Annotated in this window: 14 protein-coding genes; 6 read left to right on the top strand and 8 right to left on the bottom strand. The window is 50.0% G+C overall.

The genetic code is table 11. The annotated features are described in order from the left end of the window. Nucleotides 1–24: 24 nt before the first annotated feature. On the bottom strand, nucleotides 25–966 hold the full coding sequence (locus tag HY774_04995; protein MBI4747820.1) for a hypothetical protein: 942 nt from the start codon (nucleotides 964–966) through the stop codon (nucleotides 25–27). Between the two features lie 187 nt (nucleotides 967–1153). On the opposite strand from HY774_04995, the gene HY774_04990 reads away from it, so the two are divergent. Together HY774_04990 and HY774_04985 are read left to right on the top strand one after the other, a co-directional pair. Continuing rightward, entirely contained in the window at nucleotides 1154–2821 is a 1668-nt protein-coding gene (locus HY774_04990; protein MBI4747819.1) for a tetratricopeptide repeat protein, read from the top strand. Between the two features lie 154 nt (nucleotides 2822–2975). Continuing rightward, nucleotides 2976–3491, top strand: a complete 516-nt coding sequence (locus HY774_04985) for a hypothetical protein (protein MBI4747818.1) — start codon at nucleotides 2976–2978, stop codon at nucleotides 3489–3491. Nucleotides 3492–3599: 108 nt separating this feature from the next. Here the strand turns inward: HY774_04985 and HY774_04980 are convergent, their stop codons facing one another. The 5 genes from HY774_04980 to HY774_04960 form a co-directional block, all read right to left on the bottom strand. Next, the gene (locus HY774_04980) at nucleotides 3600–3896 is read right to left on the bottom strand and encodes a hypothetical protein (GenBank protein ID MBI4747817.1); all 297 of its coding nucleotides are present in this window, start codon (nucleotides 3894–3896) and stop codon (nucleotides 3600–3602) included. Nucleotides 3897–4008: 112 nt separating this feature from the next. Next, on the bottom strand, nucleotides 4009–4284 hold the full coding sequence (locus HY774_04975) for a twin-arginine translocation signal domain-containing protein (GenBank protein ID MBI4747816.1): 276 nt from the start codon (nucleotides 4282–4284) through the stop codon (nucleotides 4009–4011). Nucleotides 4285–4390: 106 nt separating this feature from the next. Further along, the gene (locus HY774_04970; GenBank protein ID MBI4747815.1) at nucleotides 4391–5671 is read right to left on the bottom strand and encodes a DUF1501 domain-containing protein; all 1281 of its coding nucleotides are present in this window, start codon (nucleotides 5669–5671) and stop codon (nucleotides 4391–4393) included. Nucleotides 5672–5748: 77 nt separating this feature from the next. Then, nucleotides 5749–7740, bottom strand: a complete 1992-nt coding sequence (locus tag HY774_04965; protein MBI4747814.1) for a DUF1800 domain-containing protein — start codon at nucleotides 7738–7740, stop codon at nucleotides 5749–5751. Nucleotides 7741–8068: 328 nt separating this feature from the next. Continuing rightward, nucleotides 8069–8836, bottom strand: a complete 768-nt coding sequence (locus HY774_04960; protein ID MBI4747813.1) for an enoyl-CoA hydratase — start codon at nucleotides 8834–8836, stop codon at nucleotides 8069–8071. A gap of 490 nt (nucleotides 8837–9326) precedes the next feature. Here HY774_04960 and HY774_04955 point away from each other — a divergent pair, with 490 nt between their 5' ends. Together HY774_04955 and HY774_04950 are read left to right on the top strand one after the other, a co-directional pair. Next, entirely contained in the window at nucleotides 9327–11975 is a 2649-nt protein-coding gene (locus HY774_04955) for a protein kinase (protein ID MBI4747812.1), read from the top strand. A 47-nt stretch (nucleotides 11976–12022) separates the two neighbouring features. Further along, nucleotides 12023–12457 carry a hypothetical protein gene (locus HY774_04950; protein MBI4747811.1) on the top strand — a complete coding sequence of 145 codons (435 nt, stop codon included), beginning with the start codon at nucleotides 12023–12025 and terminating at the stop codon, nucleotides 12455–12457. Between the two features lie 168 nt (nucleotides 12458–12625). Here the strand turns inward: HY774_04950 and HY774_04945 are convergent, their stop codons facing one another. After that, nucleotides 12626–13414, bottom strand: coding sequence for an enoyl-CoA hydratase/isomerase family protein (locus tag HY774_04945; GenBank protein MBI4747810.1), 789 nt, complete (start codon nucleotides 13412–13414; stop codon nucleotides 12626–12628). Between the two features lie 481 nt (nucleotides 13415–13895). Between HY774_04945 and HY774_04940 the strand changes: the two genes are divergently transcribed. Together HY774_04940 and HY774_04935 are read left to right on the top strand one after the other, a co-directional pair. Next, entirely contained in the window at nucleotides 13896–14948 is a 1053-nt protein-coding gene (locus tag HY774_04940; protein ID MBI4747809.1) for a rod shape-determining protein, read from the top strand. A 257-nt stretch (nucleotides 14949–15205) separates the two neighbouring features. After that, on the top strand, nucleotides 15206–15955 hold the full coding sequence (locus HY774_04935; protein MBI4747808.1) for a PspA/IM30 family protein: 750 nt from the start codon (nucleotides 15206–15208) through the stop codon (nucleotides 15953–15955). Nucleotides 15956–16268: 313 nt separating this feature from the next. On the opposite strand, the gene HY774_04930 is transcribed toward HY774_04935, so the two are convergent. Continuing rightward, complete coding sequence (locus HY774_04930; GenBank protein MBI4747807.1) at nucleotides 16269–16784, bottom strand: DUF1572 family protein; 516 nt, start codon at nucleotides 16782–16784, stop codon at nucleotides 16269–16271. Between the last annotated feature and the right edge of the window lie 106 nt (nucleotides 16785–16890).

The raw sequence follows: 16890 nt of genomic DNA, 5'->3' as shown, positions 1-16890 counted from the left end.
TTGCTACTCACTACTCGCTACTCGCTATAGGGGTCGTTTGTCCCGGTACCACATCCACTTTCCACGCAAAATATTGGCAAAACTCCGGCTGGGGTTGAGAAAGCTGCGTGCCATCAACCGGATAATCCGGTTGTTTGTTTTATCTTCAATCTTTCGAATCAGATACCGATCAACGACATCTTCCGTGATGAGAAAGGCCGTTCCAAGCGCCGGGGTCAGGACAATATCAACATAGGCCATCGGAGATTTTCCCGATTTGGTTGGGTGGATACCGACATTTCCGAGTGCGGCTTCACTGAGCGGACCAATTTCAAATTGCGTGCTAAAGGCTGCCGACCACCCCAAAGCCTTTAAGCGACTCTTCCAGTAAGATTTATTCCATCCAATTTCCTGATTGATTCCATTTGGATCATTGTGGATTTGAATAAATCCGCTCACCGTGCCCATCATGGTGTGTCCGACATAATTCACAATAAATGGGTCGCCGTCATCCCAGCCTTTGAGACTGCGCACGGCGCGGAAATAATCTCCAAAAAATGGTCCGCCAATTTCAGACCGGGTGCCAGCTTCGGTGGCAAACCGGAAACTATGCTGAATAGCCAGGAAAAAGAAGGACTGTTTGACTGCCTCTCCCCATTGAAACCCTTTGGGAAGCACCAAATCAGCTTTTGGTAAAGCAATGGGAATAATCAGCGGATCTTCCGGTGACGAGACTGGTTCTGAGAGGTTTGGACGAGACGATTTCCCTTTTTCTGAAGCTGGTCGAACCTCAACCCAGGTCGGGTTGGGATGCTGAAGTGATTGAGTTTCTAATTCTGGCGGGAGTAACGATGGTGCTGGCGTTGATGCAACGCCTTCCCCGACCGGAGCAACTGGGATGTGTTGGGCCGAAAGCGGTAATGACGTCATCAACCCAATCAGCATTCCAAAAAATCCAAAGCAAAGCCTCCACAATATGTGTTTCATTTTGTCCCTCTTCTTTTTCTGATCTGGAGGTTGTGTCAGTCTTTGAGCGCGCGAAAAATTGGGAGCGCTGCCCGATTCAGGGTGCCTGGAGTTCAAAAATGCTGCAACCTGAGGTCACAACCAACGTGTAGAGATCTTTTCTCGTGTCTGGTGTAGGATTGGAACGAACCAAAGGAACTGTAAAATTATGTCTCAACCGATGTACTTTCGATGGAAAACGTGGCTTTGCACCCTCGGGTTGCTGCTGGTTTTCAGCGTACCGGGCTATGCAACCGATATTGTTTTGACACTGCCGTTTGAAAACACAAGCAATCGTCAGGAATTTAACTGGATTCGCGAAAGCTTCACCGTCTCGATGGCTGATCTGCTGGATTCGCCAGGACTTATTCCAGTTGAACTCGACGAACGCAACCTGGCATTTGAAAAGCTCCGCATTCCTAATACCGCCATTTTGACTCGCGCCACCGAAATCAAACTTGGTGAAGCAGTAAGTGCCGATCTCCTCATCCGTGGCAGTTACAACATTACCGGGGCTGACAAAGATCTCACTGTAACGGTCACCGCCCAGATTTTATCGCTCCGGGAAGGCCGTTTTTTAGGCCGTGATCACACACTGAGTGGCCCGCTTTCAGATTTACAGGCCATTCAAGGACGCCTTGCCTGGGAGTTAATGTACCAGCGCAACAATGCACTTCCCTTTTCACGCGACCAGCTTATCGGGCGTTCCAAAAGTGTTCCGTATACAGCCTATGAGTTTTATGTCAAAGCGTTGTTGACCTCCAGCAAGGAAGACCGGCTGAAGTTACTCCAGCGTGCCATCCAGGAAAGCGCTCAGCAGGGTCAACCACGATTTCCCCAGGCCGTCTATGAAATGGGCATTGCCTATTATCGCGACAAACAGTATTCCGATGCGCTCAAATGGTTTGAACAAGTTGGGGTGAACGATAGCCGGGGTCTCGAAGCCCGGTTTTATCTTGGTGTGTGTCAATTTCAATCGGGCGGAATTGATGCAGCCGACAAAAGTTTCAGTGAACTGCTCACTCCGATGCCACTCTATGAAACCTATAACAACGCGGCGGTCATCCAGCTTAAAAAAGGGAATCTGCCGGAAGGGCTGCGGCTGATTAAACTTGCGGCTGAAGCATCACCCCAGGATTCGGAAGTTCAGTTCAACTATGGCTATGCGCTCTGGCTCAATGGAAAATTCCCGGAGGCCGCTTCCCGATTTGAATCGGTCACTCAACGCGCCCCCACTCTCGGCCCCGCCTTTTACCTGATGGCGAAAAGTTTTGAAAAGAGCGGAAATTCTGAAAAAGCCGCCACCGCGCTCAACGAAGCCAAAAAGACGCTGCCTGAATTTGCCAAATGGGAAACAACCGGCAAACTGCCGCAACTTGCCAACCTCAAGCATTCATTTAACCGCGAAGCATTTTTCCGCTATTTGCGCAGCAAAGAACAAAACCGCCAATCGGCTTTTGTCGGCGGCACTCAGTCGCGACAGGTTGAAGCCTGGATGACTAAAGCCCAAAGTGCCTTCCTTGGAAACAATGACGAAGAAGCCCTGACAGTTCTGGCTCAGGTGCTGCAGGTCGCTCCGGACAACAGCGATGCGCACCTGCTGATGGGCCGGGTCAACGAACGTCGGAGCGACTTCCCCGCCGCCATCAACGCCTTGCGGGCCGCCGTGTTTTGGAATCCGAAACTGGTGGCTGCCCACGTGCTTTTGGGTCGGATTTATCTTGGCCAGGGTGACCGAAAACGGGCCGAATCCCACCTCAAACTGGCGCTCGACGCCAACGCCCAGGACCGTGAAGCCCTGGCCCTTCAACGACTGCTGCAGGAAACAGCTAAATAAGGATAGGAAGTTCAGAGTTCAAGCTTTAGCCTGTCTTCCGACTAACGCTTTGAGCAACCCATCTCTTATCAAGAATTTACCTGATGTGCCACTACGATTTTTGCAAGCTAAAGCTTGAACTCTGAACAGAAATCAGATTCTGAAAGACTCTTATATGGCACTCCAGTCCCAGAGTCATAAAACTGAATTTAAACAATATGTCTTTTCCAAACCAATTCGGAAGTTGCTGAATTGGGGCATTGCTACCTGCCTGGCATTTGTTTTTCTCTTTGGGGTATTGACACACACTCACTTATCATCTAATAGCGCTGAAGTTATTGTTTTTATTGGGTTTATCATTGGATTTTTATTGATTGGATATTTTTTGTTTTGGTTAAATCAACTGGTTTATTGTTCATATCAAATTGATCAAGAAAAAATTACTGCTGTTGTTTCTGATCGAATCCAGTACTCAATTACCTGGGACAACCTTGATGAGGTGTCATTTTGGGTGCCACCCCAAATACTGATTCTGGTTTCCAAAACAACCCGGCAAACAATTCTTATAGATAGCCAAATTGATTATTTTGAAGAATTAAAACAAATTATCCTGGATCGGACGGGCCACACCCTATCCACCATTGACTCCCAAAAAGGAAAAAGCGGTCTGGAAGATAACCTCATCCCCTGAAACCGCTTTCACTTCCAAATTCGAAAACCCGTCTAAAGACGGAACTCTGAACTTTTTCCCACGCCTTTATAACGGACCTTCGCAGAAGAAACCAGTCAAGTCATTCAATCAAATAAACTTAGCACAAGTCCTCATAAATGGGGGATGGAATTTCGGCGATTCCGAATTGGCTTTCGCCCGGATGGGCGCCGGACAATAGCCGGTGGTTTGCCGCTTTGGGCACACCACCGGAGCGTCGGTCCGCAGTGGTTCGCGCCCGGATGGGCGCTGGAACAGGAGTCGTGAGCGAGCAGCCGAAACTTCCACGAAAACCGGGACCCGCATCAGCTTCCAGCGCCCATCCGGGCGCGACCCCGTGATGGTGACTCTGTCCGGTGGCCGCGTGTCCAAAGCGACACTTGCCACCGGCTATTTTCCACCGCCCATCCGGGCGAAAACCAATGCTTCTTCAGCGGGTGGTTGAATTTCATCCTTCTTTTATGGGGACTTGTACTTAGGGATCTACTGACTACTGATACTAATTCCGTCGGTCATAGCGAATCCCTTTTTGGACTTCGGCAATTGCTTTGTCAACCAGGTTTTGGGCGCGGTTTCGATGGCCACCTTTGTCTGCACTGGCTTTATCGAGTTCGCGTTTGGCGGTTTGGAGCGCATCAAGCGCGGCATCCATATGTGGTTGATCAACAGCGGCGGCATTGGCAGGTCCGTCAAACAAACTCAACACGGCTCCGCCAAGTGGAAGTGCAGCCAGGGTTTTTAAAACTGAACGACGAGTTGTTTTTGCATTTTGCATAAAAGGAAGCTCCTTTAGGCTCAGATGTTCCTGGTTCTTGGTGCCTGGTTCCTGGCTCCTCGAAGGATTGATTTCCAGGCACCAGTCACCAAATTTCATCTTTCTTTCACAAAAGCCCTTTGAAATTCTTTTCATTCACCGTGTATCCCGGCAGCACTGAGCGAAGATTGCGTGCGCCCATGTGACGGGTGAGAACTTCGGCAACGACATCGCGGAAATCAGTCGTGACGGCTAGATCGCGGCCTTCATACAAATCATTGGCGCCCAATCCAGGCCACTGCCCATAGACTTTGCCACCCTTCACTGGTCCGCCCAAGGCAAACATACACGACGCATGTCCGTGATCGGTCCCGCCAGTGCCATTTTGGCGTGCGGTTCGGCCAAATTCGGTCATGGTCAAAACCACCACGTCTTGCATTCGCGGGCCAAGGTCCTGGGCAAATGCGGCGAGTGAGCCGCCAAATTCACGCAGGAGCCGTGATAACCGGCCTGCGCCCTGCCCATTAGCGGGATCTCCCTGGTTGTTATGGGTATCCCAGCCGCCCATTTCAGCAAATGCGACTTCAAGACCAACTCCGGCTTTGATGAGTTGGGCAATTTGTCGCAGACTGTTACCTAACTCGCCGCGTGGATAATCAGCCCCATTTTCGACTTTGAATTGTTCGGGATTGGCTTTGCGCAAGAAATTCACCGCATCAAATGTGTCGTGCCCGGTTCCTCGCAAGGCGTCAGTTGCCGACTGGGCATACATCTCTTCGAAGCTCGACTTGACGGACGAATTGCTCCCGGCGCGCAGGTTAAAGCTTCCAATGTTGGCCATTGCCACAACATCAGCCGTTCCTTGCATTGAACGCGGCGTCAATTGTGTCAAGGCAACGCCTCGAAAGGGTGTGTCTCCTGGTTCAACTGATGTCGCCAGATAGCGGTTTAACCAGCCATCGGTGGTGCTTTTTCGCCCCGGAGTTCCTGATTCCATATAGTCCTGGGCGTCAAAATGAGAGCGGGTCGCGTCTGGTGAACCAGCCGCATGGATCACGGCCAACTGTCCTTTGTCAAAATAGGGCTTCAGTGGTGCCAATGCCGGGTGAAAACCAAATTTGCCATCCAAATTGAGTGCGGCTTTGGCATTGCCGCTCTGTGGCTCAGCAATCGCAAGTGTTGGCCGCAGGTCATAGTAGTTTCTCTCAGTAAACGGCACCACAATATTTAATCCATCTGCCGCTCCACGCTGGAAGAGGTACACCAGCACTTTCGATGATTTTTTGGTTTTCGCATCGGCTGAAACTGAGCTGGAAAATCCAGTCAAGATGTTGGGCAAAAACGGTGAGGTTCCAATTGCAGCCACTCCAAGTCCAGCCGTTTGAATAAAGTTTCGACGTGTCATCATGGCAATTTCTCCTTCCGGGTTCCGGGTTTTCGATAAGTTCTGCTCGCTATTTCGCTATTTCGCTACTTCGCTACGGCTCACTTGCGTTGAAATTCTGGCGAACCAAGAATCAACCCGGTCAATTGGGCAGTTTCGGAAAGTGGCCCACCATTTTTCAGCAGCGCAGCCAGTTCCAGTTGTCCCTTGCCTCGGCCTTTTCCAAAGGGCTTCTCACCTTTGTTTTTGCCACGCATCATTTGTGGTTCATCCAGGTCGGATGGTTCAGAAACATCAGAGGACGAAGTATTGACCTGATTGAGACCTTCAAGGATCGAATTGCGGGTCTGGGAGGAAATATCGTTGGAGAGAAAATGTTGAATCAGCTTGTTGAGTTCAGCTTCCGGGGTGCGGGCGCCGCTCGTGAGCTCATCCAGGTTCACTTTAACCCCTGGGATGCGATTTCCGGCCAGTGCCAGACTGAAATTGAGTCGGTTTAACAAGGCACCGGTGTTGACCCAGTGGTCAGCCGTATCTGGATACCCGGTTGGCGGCTGCCAGCCATAGAGCGGCATTCCTAACTGTCGCAAAACCATGATCATCGGGGTTGTCCGTTGAATGTCGGCATCTGTCGCTCGCAATGAACTGGCCACGAGTTCCAATGGCGTTTTCACTTTGGCGCGATAGGCTTCCGTCGAGAAAAATTCTGGAGAGGAAATAATCGTTTTCACAACTTCGCGCAAATCACCGCTCGTGCGCTTGAAGGTAGCGGCGGCGGCATCAATCACCCGTTGCGGAGGCTGGTCAGCAATCAATCGGCGAGCCAGCTTGGTTGAGATAAATTTCGCGGTTGACGGATGCGTGGCCAGCATATGGAGCACCGTTTCACCGTCGCTTTTACCGCCGCCAGCAGTAATTTTGGTGCCAAGCACCGACTTTTCACCTTTATCGTGAGTCAGGTCACGGTAAATAAAGGTTCCAGGCTCTCCGCCACCAAGTCCCATCTTTTTCATGCGGTCGCCATTAAATGGGCGATTGATGCTCCAACCAGTAAAACATCGGGCGACTTCGGTAACATCTTTTTGGGTATATCCACCGTCAACCCCAAGGGTGTGGAGTTCCAGCAATTCACGGGCATAGTTTTCATTGAGCCCGAACTTGCGGTTTTTCAACTGGTTCTGGAGAGCCTGGAGTTTTTCAGGATCCGGCATTTCAGTCTGACGATTGCCACCATTTTGGAACAAGCGGCGGTTTCTCCCCTTTCCCAAAACGCCGTTGTTTTGACGTTTTCCGAGTTTGCTCAGATCGGGAAGCTTCATGTTTGGATCAACCGATTGCCAGTTGTCGAGATAAAACATCATAGCCGGGCTTTCAGCCGTGGCCGTCAGCAGGTCTTCAAATTTTCCGAAAATATGAGGCCGGATGGTATCGCGTTCATAACTGGTCAGAAAGACTCGATCCAACCCTTTGCCAATAAAGATATTAAAGTGATTCATCCAGAAATCGGTCAGGACTTCCTGCAACTGGCGCTCGCTATAAACCGCTCGTAATAGCTTGGCTTCCTGAAGTTCGCGCGGGATTTCACGGGCGCTCATTTCGCCTGATTCCTTGCGGTTCATCAGCATTTCCCGAGCTTCCGGCGAAATGGATTCGGGGTCAACCTTGCCATTTTCATCGCGCTTGATGCCCTGTTTGGCAATTGTTTTGCGGAACTCACGGCTTTCTTTCTCAATTTCCATCAGTTCGGTTTGGGTCAGCGTGAGGGTTTTAAACTCCGCCAGCCGACGTTCCATAACCGTGTCGGAAATGCGTTCGGGATGGAGTTGTGAATCAATGTAAGCATTGATGCCCATTTGTTGAACGCGCTCGACATCTCCAGGTCGAGGGCCATAGCCCAGGCGATTGAGCAGATGCACGATTCGTTGCTCATCAGAGATCGCGCGAGCTGATGATTTCCTGGAAGTATTTGATTTTTCAGCATTTGCCAGCACGCCAATCGGGATCCCCGAAGTTGCTGCGAGCAAGCAGATCAGAGTGCAGGCCGTCATGAAGACAACACGACCCCCACGGGCAAAGGTGTTTTCGGTAGTCATAAATCCACTCCTTACCTATTTTTGCAGATTATGCAATTGTTTGTTCAGTTCGCGTTGTTTGATGTCGGCGGGTTGAAAAAAGTCTGGACAAAATTTGGAAGTAGCCAGGTAGCGCACGAGAGCGAGTAGCGAGTAGCGAGTAGTCAATCCAAAACAGTGAGTAGCGAGTAGTCAATCCATTGCTCTGTGAATTCACTGTTTCACCCCGTGAATATTCTTCAGCCACCAAGGTAAAATCTCGAATCATCTTAACTGAAAAGGATTTTTTCTGACTACTCGCTACTCGCTCTTGTGCGCGACTCACTATTCACTCTCGTGCACTATTTCGCTACTTCACTTTTCTTTGCTCGACAAAATCACTAATTCGGCTGCGTGAACTCTCCGATGCCCAAAGTTTGAGTTGAACGTCACGTTCGCGACGGACAGCTTCCGCCAATGAAGTGACTGAATAGAGTGATTCCTTGATTTCAGCCAGCGATTCAGCCGAAAACGTGGTTAATCGGCGGGCAAATTCGGTGACGTGAGGTAGCAAATTATCGGGTGAAACCACCCGGTTGACCAGTCCGAGTGTCTGGGCAGTGTGGGCATCCACCAAATCTCCGGTAAACATCAGTTCAGCCGCACGGGCTGTTCCGATGAGTTGCGGCAGGAAAAAGCTCCCGCCCCAATCAGGATGCAACCCAAGTCGGACAAATGCCTGACTCAAACTGGCTTTTTCCGAAGCAAACCGTAAATCACAGGCCAGCGCTAAATTGCAGCCAGCTCCAGCCGCCACACCGTTGATGGCCGCAATCACTGGTTTTGGAAGGTTACGCAGCGATTGCACAATTTCCCCGCCCAGTTCCAGCCAGTTTGAAAGGCGGTCTACTTCATTCCGCTGCTGGGTTTGGTACATGGCCTGGACATCACCGCCAGCGCAAAAGGCTTTCCCGGCGCCAGTAATGATCAGAACTCGTGTCGCCTCATCATCTCGGACGGTTTGGATTGCCTTGAGTAACTGCTCGCGCATGTCGCCAGCCAGGGCATTGAATTTCTCCGGGCGGTTCAAAGTGATCGTCGCGATTGTGGATTCGATGGTGAGAAGAATTTCAGTCATAGGTTTTGTGATTGGAAAAATTGATTCGTTTTCGGTGTGACAGGTCGGGTTGTCACAAAAAGGTGGCAGGTTCTCGCTTATCCGGCACAATTTGAGTCAATACGAATCGAAAAAGCAGTCACTGGATTTTTCGACCAGAGGTAAGTAACTTTTAAATCAACACATTACAAGTAATTCATCTTACCTTCAAAACCCTTCGGCACACCAAATGCAGTGGTGTTCCTCTCGGAAGGAAAGTGAGAACGATTGAGTTTCGGTGATTGGGTTCAAACATCCAAATTTTGTTTTGATTCGGAAGAGTCAACTCAATCCCAAATCGCTTGACGTGCAGGTAACTTTAGAAGACTGCCCTATGAATACAACTGATCCATCGTTGTCTACAATTGAGGACGTGCCACTTTTCAATGGAATAGATTGCCAAACCGAACTGGAATCACGGAAAATGGATCCTGGGGTTAACTCCCTTTTAACCATTCGGCATTTGGGTGATATGTCCACAGAAGAAAACCGTCAGGAAAGTACACCTCGATCCAATACCCTTGTCCCTGCCAGTACCAGGCAACCAGCTCCCTTACCAGATCAATACCTTGGTGAATTAGTCAATGACCGGTATCTGGTTGAAAAGGAGCTTGGGCGTGGCGGGTTAGGTGTGGTGTACCTGGCACGGGATAAACATTTGCTGTCAAAACCAGTGGTATTGAAAGTCCTGCTCGAAGAGTCTGTCAAAAATGAATGGGCCCTCACCAAGTTCAGTCAGGAAATTGAGGCGTTGGCCCGCGTTGACCATCCAGGCATTGTGGGTGTGCTCGATGCCGGTGAAATGCCGGATGGGAAACCATATTTGGCAATGCAATTTGTTGAAGGGAAATCACTTCGATCAATTATTAAAGAAGGTGGGATTGGACCCGAGCGAGTCAAAAACCTGGTTCAACAAATGGCCAGAGCCCTGACAGCGGTTCACGAAAAAGGAATCTATCATCGGGATCTGAAACCCGAAAACATTATGCTCCAGACGATGGATGACGGCGAGGAGCAAATCAAAATCATTGACTTTGGAATCGCGCGGGTTGAGAACTCAGAGCTTTCGGTTGATACCTCGGCCAGTTCGATGCTGGTTGGGACCATTGCCTATATGTCGCCTGAGCAACTCAAGGGTGAACCGGTTTCAGCGGTGAGTGATAATTACACCCTTGGCGTGATTACCTATGAACTCCTGACGGGGAAGCGCCCGTTTGCGGCTCAATCAGCGGTTCAACTCTATAAATTACAACGGGATAGCATTCTCACCCAACCGTCACAAATTGTTTCTGATCTTCCAAATGCGATTGATCTGGTGATTCTAAAGGCCCTGGCCTATGACCCCAAACGACGATATCAGCGGGCTCGTGATTTCAGCGATGACCTTGTTCAGGCCCTCGAACTCAAAACCGTCGAGGTGAAAGATCCGCTCGATACCATTGTGCTATTTGGCGAACACGACACGACCCTGGTTCCCGAGGCAGCACCGCCGACGCAAAAACAGGTATTGCCAGAGATTACGGATCCAGGCGGCGGTCACCTGACCCGAACCGGGCAATTGGAGGATCAAAATCAGCGCCAGCGAATGATTGTCGGAATACTTTCGATGCTGCTTCTGGCAACTCTCATTTGGAGCTTTCTACCAACCCAAGTCAATCCGGTTTCGACCAATCAGCCACCGAAAGTTGCGGCTCCAACCCGGAGTCTGGCCATTTTGCCGTTCCGGAATCTCAAACCAGACCCGGCAACCGATTTTCTTGGATTCTCGCTGGCCGATGCGGTCATTACCAAACTGGGCTATGTGCAAAACCTGGTTGTTCGGCCATCTTCCTACGTCGAAAAGTACCGCAACCAGGTCATTGACCCACACCAAATTGCCCGTGAACTCAACGTAGATACGCTCTTAACCGGCAGCTTTCTGTGTGATGGAAAGGATTTGCGGATTACGGTGCAACTGGTTGATGTGACAAGCAATACCAACCTGTGGCAGGACACGATTGACGTCAAATATGAGCGATTGCTCACGGTCCAGGACCTGGTGGCCCAGCAGCTTATTTCAGAACTGAGACTCCAATTGACACCTGGCGAATCAGAACGACTGGCCAGTGAAATTCCACGGGATCCAAAGGCGTATGAATACTTTCTCAAAGGCGTCAACCTGTACGTCACCAATGATTATTCAACGGCTGCCAGGATGTTTGAGAAATCCATTGAAATTGATCCGAACTACGCGCTCGCCTGGGCACATCTTGGGCGCGCGTTAAACGGGAGTGCCTCGAAGCTGTTTGGTGGCCGCGAAGATTACGCCAAAGCCATCAGAGCTTATGAAAAGGCGCTGTCCATCAACCCACACCAAATCGAAGCCCGGATCTTTATGGCGAATTCATTTACCGACACCAATCAAGTTGAAAAAGCGGTGCCGCTCTTACAGGAAGTGATGGCCACCAACTCAAATCTGGCCGAAGCGCACTGGGAACTTGGCTATGCGTACCGGTTTGCAGGTGTCTTGCCAGAATCCATCACCGAATGCCAGAAAGCACGCAAACTTGACCCAAATGTAAAGTTGACCAACTCGGCATTCAATAGCTATCTGTATGCTGGTCAATATGATGCGTTTATAAACAGTCTGCCTCAGCGAGAAGATTCAGCCTTTATTCTATTTTACTTTGGGTTAGGAAATTACTATCAACAACGATGGGGCGAGGCGGCTCGATACTTTGATCAGGCATATGAAAAAGACCCGAATATGCTGCAAACCCAGGTTGGGAAAGCCTTGAGTTACGCGATTGCCAATCAACCACAACCAGGGTTGGAGTTAATTCGCAAGACAGCCCGCAAAGTGCAGGAACGCGATGTCAGTGACGCTGAGGCCGTGTACAAAGTCGCCCAGGCGTTTGCGGTCCTCGGTGATAACCCCACTGCCCTGCGTCTGTTGCGCCGAACAGTTGAGGGAGGTTTTTTCTGTTACCCCTACTTCACCAATGATCCGTTGCTTGAAAACATCCGCCGGGAACCTGAATTTCAAGAAATTATGGCCATAGCACAAGAACGACATACCGCGTTTAAAAACCGATTCCTGGTGGCAGGGTCAGCTCTTCAAAAACCCACATCAACTGATTAAAAACGTTGCCCGAATGAGTTTGGGGGAACCTGGAGGAAAACAACAGGGTGGAAAAAATATTTGAAAACGGATTTCTCAAAGAGCTTTTTGAAGTTGCGACAGCACAAGATTTGAAGACATCCGCCAATCAACGCAATGAAAAACTCATGCGTGCATTCCTCGAATTTGGATCTGAAACAGAATGTAACCTGAACTGTGCTGCCCAAATTGAATATGGCCTGGTTACAGATCAACCCTATGGCCCAAGCCAGTTATATGGATTAAAACTGAAGCAAAAAAACATTCTGATTAGTGACATCGCAAATATGATTGAGGGTTTGGATATTCCCCCGGAAGTTCAAGAAAAGTTCCCAGAGTTGACCACTCAAGAATGGAATGCAATCACACGAATGTTGACCATGCTGGCTAGCGCGTTGGAGCGTTCGGCAACTGAAGAGAGAAAACCTCAGGTCCTCACACCCAAAACTGAGAATCCCCAATAAAAAACCCCGCTGAGAAAATATCTCAACGGGGTTTTTCAGTTTAAACACGACCAGCAACAAAGCCACAGCCCATCAGTTTGAAATCATATTCTGTCTGCCAACAGTAAACCATTTAAAAATCTGGACTTAGCAAACTATTGACTACTGACTACTGACTACTGACTGATCTTATTTGCCACTGAATTTCGGGGTGCGCTTGTTCACATAAGCGTTGAGCCCTTCTTTGGCGTCTTCGCTTTGGAAAAGCTGCTGCTGCAGTTCGCGTTCCAGGGTCAGCCCGGACTCAAATGGAACTTCGGCTCCGGATTGAACTGAACGTTTAATGCGTCCGACGGCTTTGCTGGCTTTGTTGGGTGGCACAAACTGACCGGCATATTCGAGGACCTTCTCAAAGAAGTTTTCAGCATCGAAAATCTCATTGACCAGACCGATTTCCTTCGCTTCTTCAAAGTCGAGCAGACGACCGGTAATCATCAACTCAATTGACCGTGACTTGCCAATCAAACGTGCCAGCCGCTGGGTGCCGCCAGTTCCGGGCAATACCCCAAGCGTGACTTCGGGAAGACCAACTTTGCCGCCGCCACGTTTGGCAATGCGCAAATCAGCCGCCATGGCAATTTCCAACCCACCACCAACGGTGTGACCGTTGAGTGCCGCAATCACCAGCTTGGGAGTCTGCTCCAGCCGGTTGAGTGTTTCGTTGGCATGCAGACAAAAGTAGTATTTAAACTGTGGTGTCACTTCAGACAGCATTTTGATGTTGGCACCGGCTGAGAAAAATTTCTCGCCAGCTCCGCGCAGCACAATGACGTGAACGTCATCATCAAACCGGGCCCTGAGAATGGCTTCGTCAAGTTCGCGGTTCATTTCATAAGTGTAGGTATTGGCCGGCGGATCATTCATTTCCAGAATTGCGACGCCGTTCTGAGTGCGGTATGAAACAAGTTCTCCAGACATAAGGACTCCTTGAAAACAAGTGCAAAGATTTTGAGGATGATGTGTATTAGAAAATTACACTGGAAAAGCGGGCACATCCTACTCCAAGGACCCGAAAAAAGAGAAGGCCAACCGGCATCTTTGCCTCGCAAAATCACAGTTTTGTAACACTATGCGTCAAAAGTATGGCTTTTTTGACCTGCTTCGGCAGCTTTGCCCATCTATTTTTTACTTTTAATCCCTGAGCCCATGCAATTGAAAAATAAAGAGATCCTGGGTCAACGAATACGCTTCAGCCGCCCGCTCCAACTTCTTGGACCCGGAAAGAGACTTCCAGCAATGAAATTTTTCTGCTACATTCGCCCTTCATCTTATACCAAGCTCACACGCTTAGTGCTTCAGATACAAGGTAACGCAACCGCTTGACGTCTTGAGTACCTGTTGGATTTGACTGAAGCAGCGTGGGGCGCATTTCTCGATTTCTTCGTCCTTATATTCTGCTATGTTTCAAAAGTTTCTCCCGTGGTTTGGTCTGGATCTCGCCATTGATTTGGGAACCACCAATACTCTGATTTTTGCACGTGGTCAGGGATTAGTACTCAACGAGCCTTCCGTTATCACCCTTCACGAAGTCACCGGCAAAGTTGAAGCCACCGGCAAATCGGCCCGGGCCATGTTGGCTCGGACACCGCATTTGCTGCGCACAATTCAACCGCTCAAAGACGGTGTGGTGGCTAATTTAACGGCAACCGAGTTGATGCTGACTGATTTCCTGCGCAAAGTCCGAAAAAACAATACTGGCATCAGCGGTGTTCGCGCCCTGATTGGGGTCACCAGTGACGCCACTCCGGTTGAAAGCCGAGCCATTGTTCACGCCGCGATGCGAGCTGGATGTTCCAGCGTGCAACTGGTCTCAGAACCACTGGCGGCGGCCATCGGAGCTGGACTGGCCGTGGCGGAGCCAATGGGCCGAATGGTGGTTGACACTGGCGGCGGGGTCACTGACATTGCCGTAATCAGCCTCTCGGATATTGTCCTGGCACAGACCTTGCGGATGGGCGGGGCTCAGATTGACACGGCCATTATGCAGCACGTTCGTCACCAGCATCTGTTGTTGATTGGTGAGCCGACTGCTGAACAGGTCAAAATCAAAATTGGTTCGGCCATGCCGTTGTCAGCACCACGCACAATCGAAGTCTGTGGGCGAAGCATCACTGACGGCCTGCCCCGAACAGTGAAATTGACCGATAGTGAAATTCGTGGCGCGATTACCCCGGTGGTCAACCAGATTGTCAGTGCCGTTCGCAAAGCACTTGATAAGGTGCCGCCCGAGGTTGCAGCCGATTTGACCGAACAAGGCATTGTGCTCACCGGCGGAGGTGCCAAGTTAAGTGGGCTTTCTGACCTGATTGCACGTGAAACCAGGTTGCCGGTTCAACTGGCCCCAGACCCCATGCTCTCGGTGGTATATGGTGTCAGTCAAATGCTTGAAGTTGCGGCTCAGGTCAATGGAGGCCCGTCACTCCCCTGGACACTCCGACCAAGTGAAAGCTAATCCACACTCCAACCAGCCTCGCTCATCCAGTTTTTTGAACCTTTCCACCAGATGTGAGCGTAGTGGACCGCGCTCACATCATCTTGGTGAGAACCTGGTTGAGCAGTTTCTTTCTGCTTCATCGCCCAAGACAATTTCATCTGGTGCAATTTCCGTTTTTCAATCCAGGATTGAAGTGTGGTACACTGCGCCACAGATCGTTCAGATCGTCACAACAACTTCAATCTGACAGACTTGCGAGTGGGAGGAACTCAATTATGTGGGAAAGGCTCAAACGGCTGTTTCGCTCTGTTTTCGGTGGCATTATTGATAGCGCTGAAGATCCGGAATTGATTCTCAATCAAGTCATTCGCGACATGCGTGACAAGATTCCCCAGATGAATGAAAGCGTCGCGCAGGTCATGGCAACTGAAAAAATGCTGGAGCGCGAAAACAGCAATCTTGAGCGCGAAGTCACTGAACTGGATGCCAAAATCAAGGCTGCGATCAAAATGGGGCGTGATGACATCGCCACCACCTATATCGCGTCAATGCAGGACAAACAAAATTCTCTGGTTCGGGTGAAAGAGCAACTCGCCACCGCTCGCAAAGCTTCACAGCAGGCCGTCAAGTTCCGCGATAATTACCTGCTTGAAATGAAGAAAAAGCAAGCCGAAGCCATGCAACTCATCAGCGAGAGCAAGCGCGCCCGCATGCAGGAACAACTTGCCGCCACCATGGCCAGTTTTTCCGTCGGTGACAACGCCGGCACCTTTGATGAAATGCGCGATAAGATTCAGCGTCGCTCGGCAGCGGCAGACGCCAAAATGGAACTCTCTGGCACCGGAGTTGACGCCCAAATGGCTGAAATTGAACGTGAAGCCTATAACATTCAGGCCCAGGAAACCCTGTCAGCCTATAAACGGCAGATGGGACTTCAATCCGAAGGCCCTGCAACCTATGGCTCACCGGAAATGCCATCCTCAGAAAAGTCGCTTGGTCCTACCCGAAGCAAAGCACTCGAATAATACCAGTTTGGAGTTAGTAGTCAGTAGTCAGTAGTTCACTCAGTTTATTTGATTGAATCACTTAACTGTTTGCTAATACGAGAACCCTATTGCAAATTGGTATCGCACGTTGCGCCCATTCGTTTGATGTCAGAAAATGAAAAAGCCCCACCTGATGAGAAGTTTCAGGTGGGGCTTTGATTTTGGGGCTGAAGACATTGGGCTTGCGGCTTGCGGCTTGGGGCTGAAGAAGTCGGGCTGAAGACATTGGGAATTCTGCTTTGAACCCGCTTTCTTCAGCCCCGAGCTTGCGAGTCTTCAGCCCAATGGATTTTCACCCATTCCGGCTGGTATTGAGCTCCGCATTTTTATAAAACGCCAGTTGGTGTTGTTCACCGGCTCGGAACTTGGCAACCCAGACAATCTGCCCAACGTGCCAGCCAAAGTGCTCCAGGACGTGGTAAACGGCTTCGACACCCGAGGGAGAACGCCCTTGAATGGCATAGGTCGCCGACAACCCCGCGTCATCCAGGTTTTTAATGACATCGCAGGCGGCGTTCACGGTTGTTTCGAGTGCTGACAACAGATCTTCAGCCGTTCCCCCTTCAAGGCGTGAAAACTCAAGCGCTCGATTGCGAAAATCTGCCTGCCCGCCAATTCCCGACAAAATCCATTGCCGGACATTCCCTTCCAAATGGCAGAGTAAATTCCCAACGCTCGTCGTGTTGGAATGTGGTCGCCACCACAAATCTTCGGCGGGAAGGACTTCCACGGCCCGTTTTAACCGCGGAAGATATTCATTTTGAAACCGATTGATCGTTGATTCAATAAAGAGATCTGCAACAGACATAAGAATGAAGAATGAAGAATGAAGAATGAAGAATGAAGAAACCATCCAGTGGTTAGTGGTTAGTGGTTAGTGGTTAGTGGTTGGTGGTTGGTGGTTGGTGGTTGGT

This window comes from Acidobacteriota bacterium (genome assembly GCA_016208495.1).
Lineage (GTDB): Bacteria > Acidobacteriota > Blastocatellia > Chloracidobacteriales > Chloracidobacteriaceae > JACQXX01.
This window is presented reverse-complemented; position numbering and strand designations above follow the sequence as displayed.

What these genes read in the sequence shown, in the direction of transcription:
- HY774_04995 (MBI4747820.1), bottom strand. Translation starts at nt 966, where the DNA reads ATGAAACACATATTGTGGAGGCTTTGCTTTGGATTTTTTGGAATGCTG.
- HY774_04935 (MBI4747808.1), top strand. Translation starts at nt 15,206, where the DNA reads ATGTGGGAAAGGCTCAAACGGCTGTTTCGCTCTGTTTTCGGTGGCATT.
- HY774_04945 (MBI4747810.1), bottom strand. Translation starts at nt 13,414, where the DNA reads ATGTCTGGAGAACTTGTTTCATACCGCACTCAGAACGGCGTCGCAATT.
- HY774_04970 (MBI4747815.1), bottom strand. Translation starts at nt 5,671, where the DNA reads ATGATGACACGTCGAAACTTTATTCAAACGGCTGGACTTGGAGTGGCT.
- HY774_04940 (MBI4747809.1), top strand. Translation starts at nt 13,896, where the DNA reads ATGTTTCAAAAGTTTCTCCCGTGGTTTGGTCTGGATCTCGCCATTGAT.
- HY774_04975 (MBI4747816.1), bottom strand. Translation starts at nt 4,284, where the DNA reads ATGCAAAATGCAAAAACAACTCGTCGTTCAGTTTTAAAAACCCTGGCT.
- HY774_04930 (MBI4747807.1), bottom strand. Translation starts at nt 16,784, where the DNA reads ATGTCTGTTGCAGATCTCTTTATTGAATCAACGATCAATCGGTTTCAA.
- HY774_04965 (MBI4747814.1), bottom strand. Translation starts at nt 7,740, where the DNA reads ATGACTACCGAAAACACCTTTGCCCGTGGGGGTCGTGTTGTCTTCATG.
- HY774_04955 (MBI4747812.1), top strand. Translation starts at nt 9,327, where the DNA reads ATGTCCACAGAAGAAAACCGTCAGGAAAGTACACCTCGATCCAATACC.
- HY774_04960 (MBI4747813.1), bottom strand. Translation starts at nt 8,836, where the DNA reads ATGACTGAAATTCTTCTCACCATCGAATCCACAATCGCGACGATCACT.
- HY774_04990 (MBI4747819.1), top strand. Translation starts at nt 1,154, where the DNA reads ATGTCTCAACCGATGTACTTTCGATGGAAAACGTGGCTTTGCACCCTC.
- HY774_04985 (MBI4747818.1), top strand. Translation starts at nt 2,976, where the DNA reads ATGGCACTCCAGTCCCAGAGTCATAAAACTGAATTTAAACAATATGTC.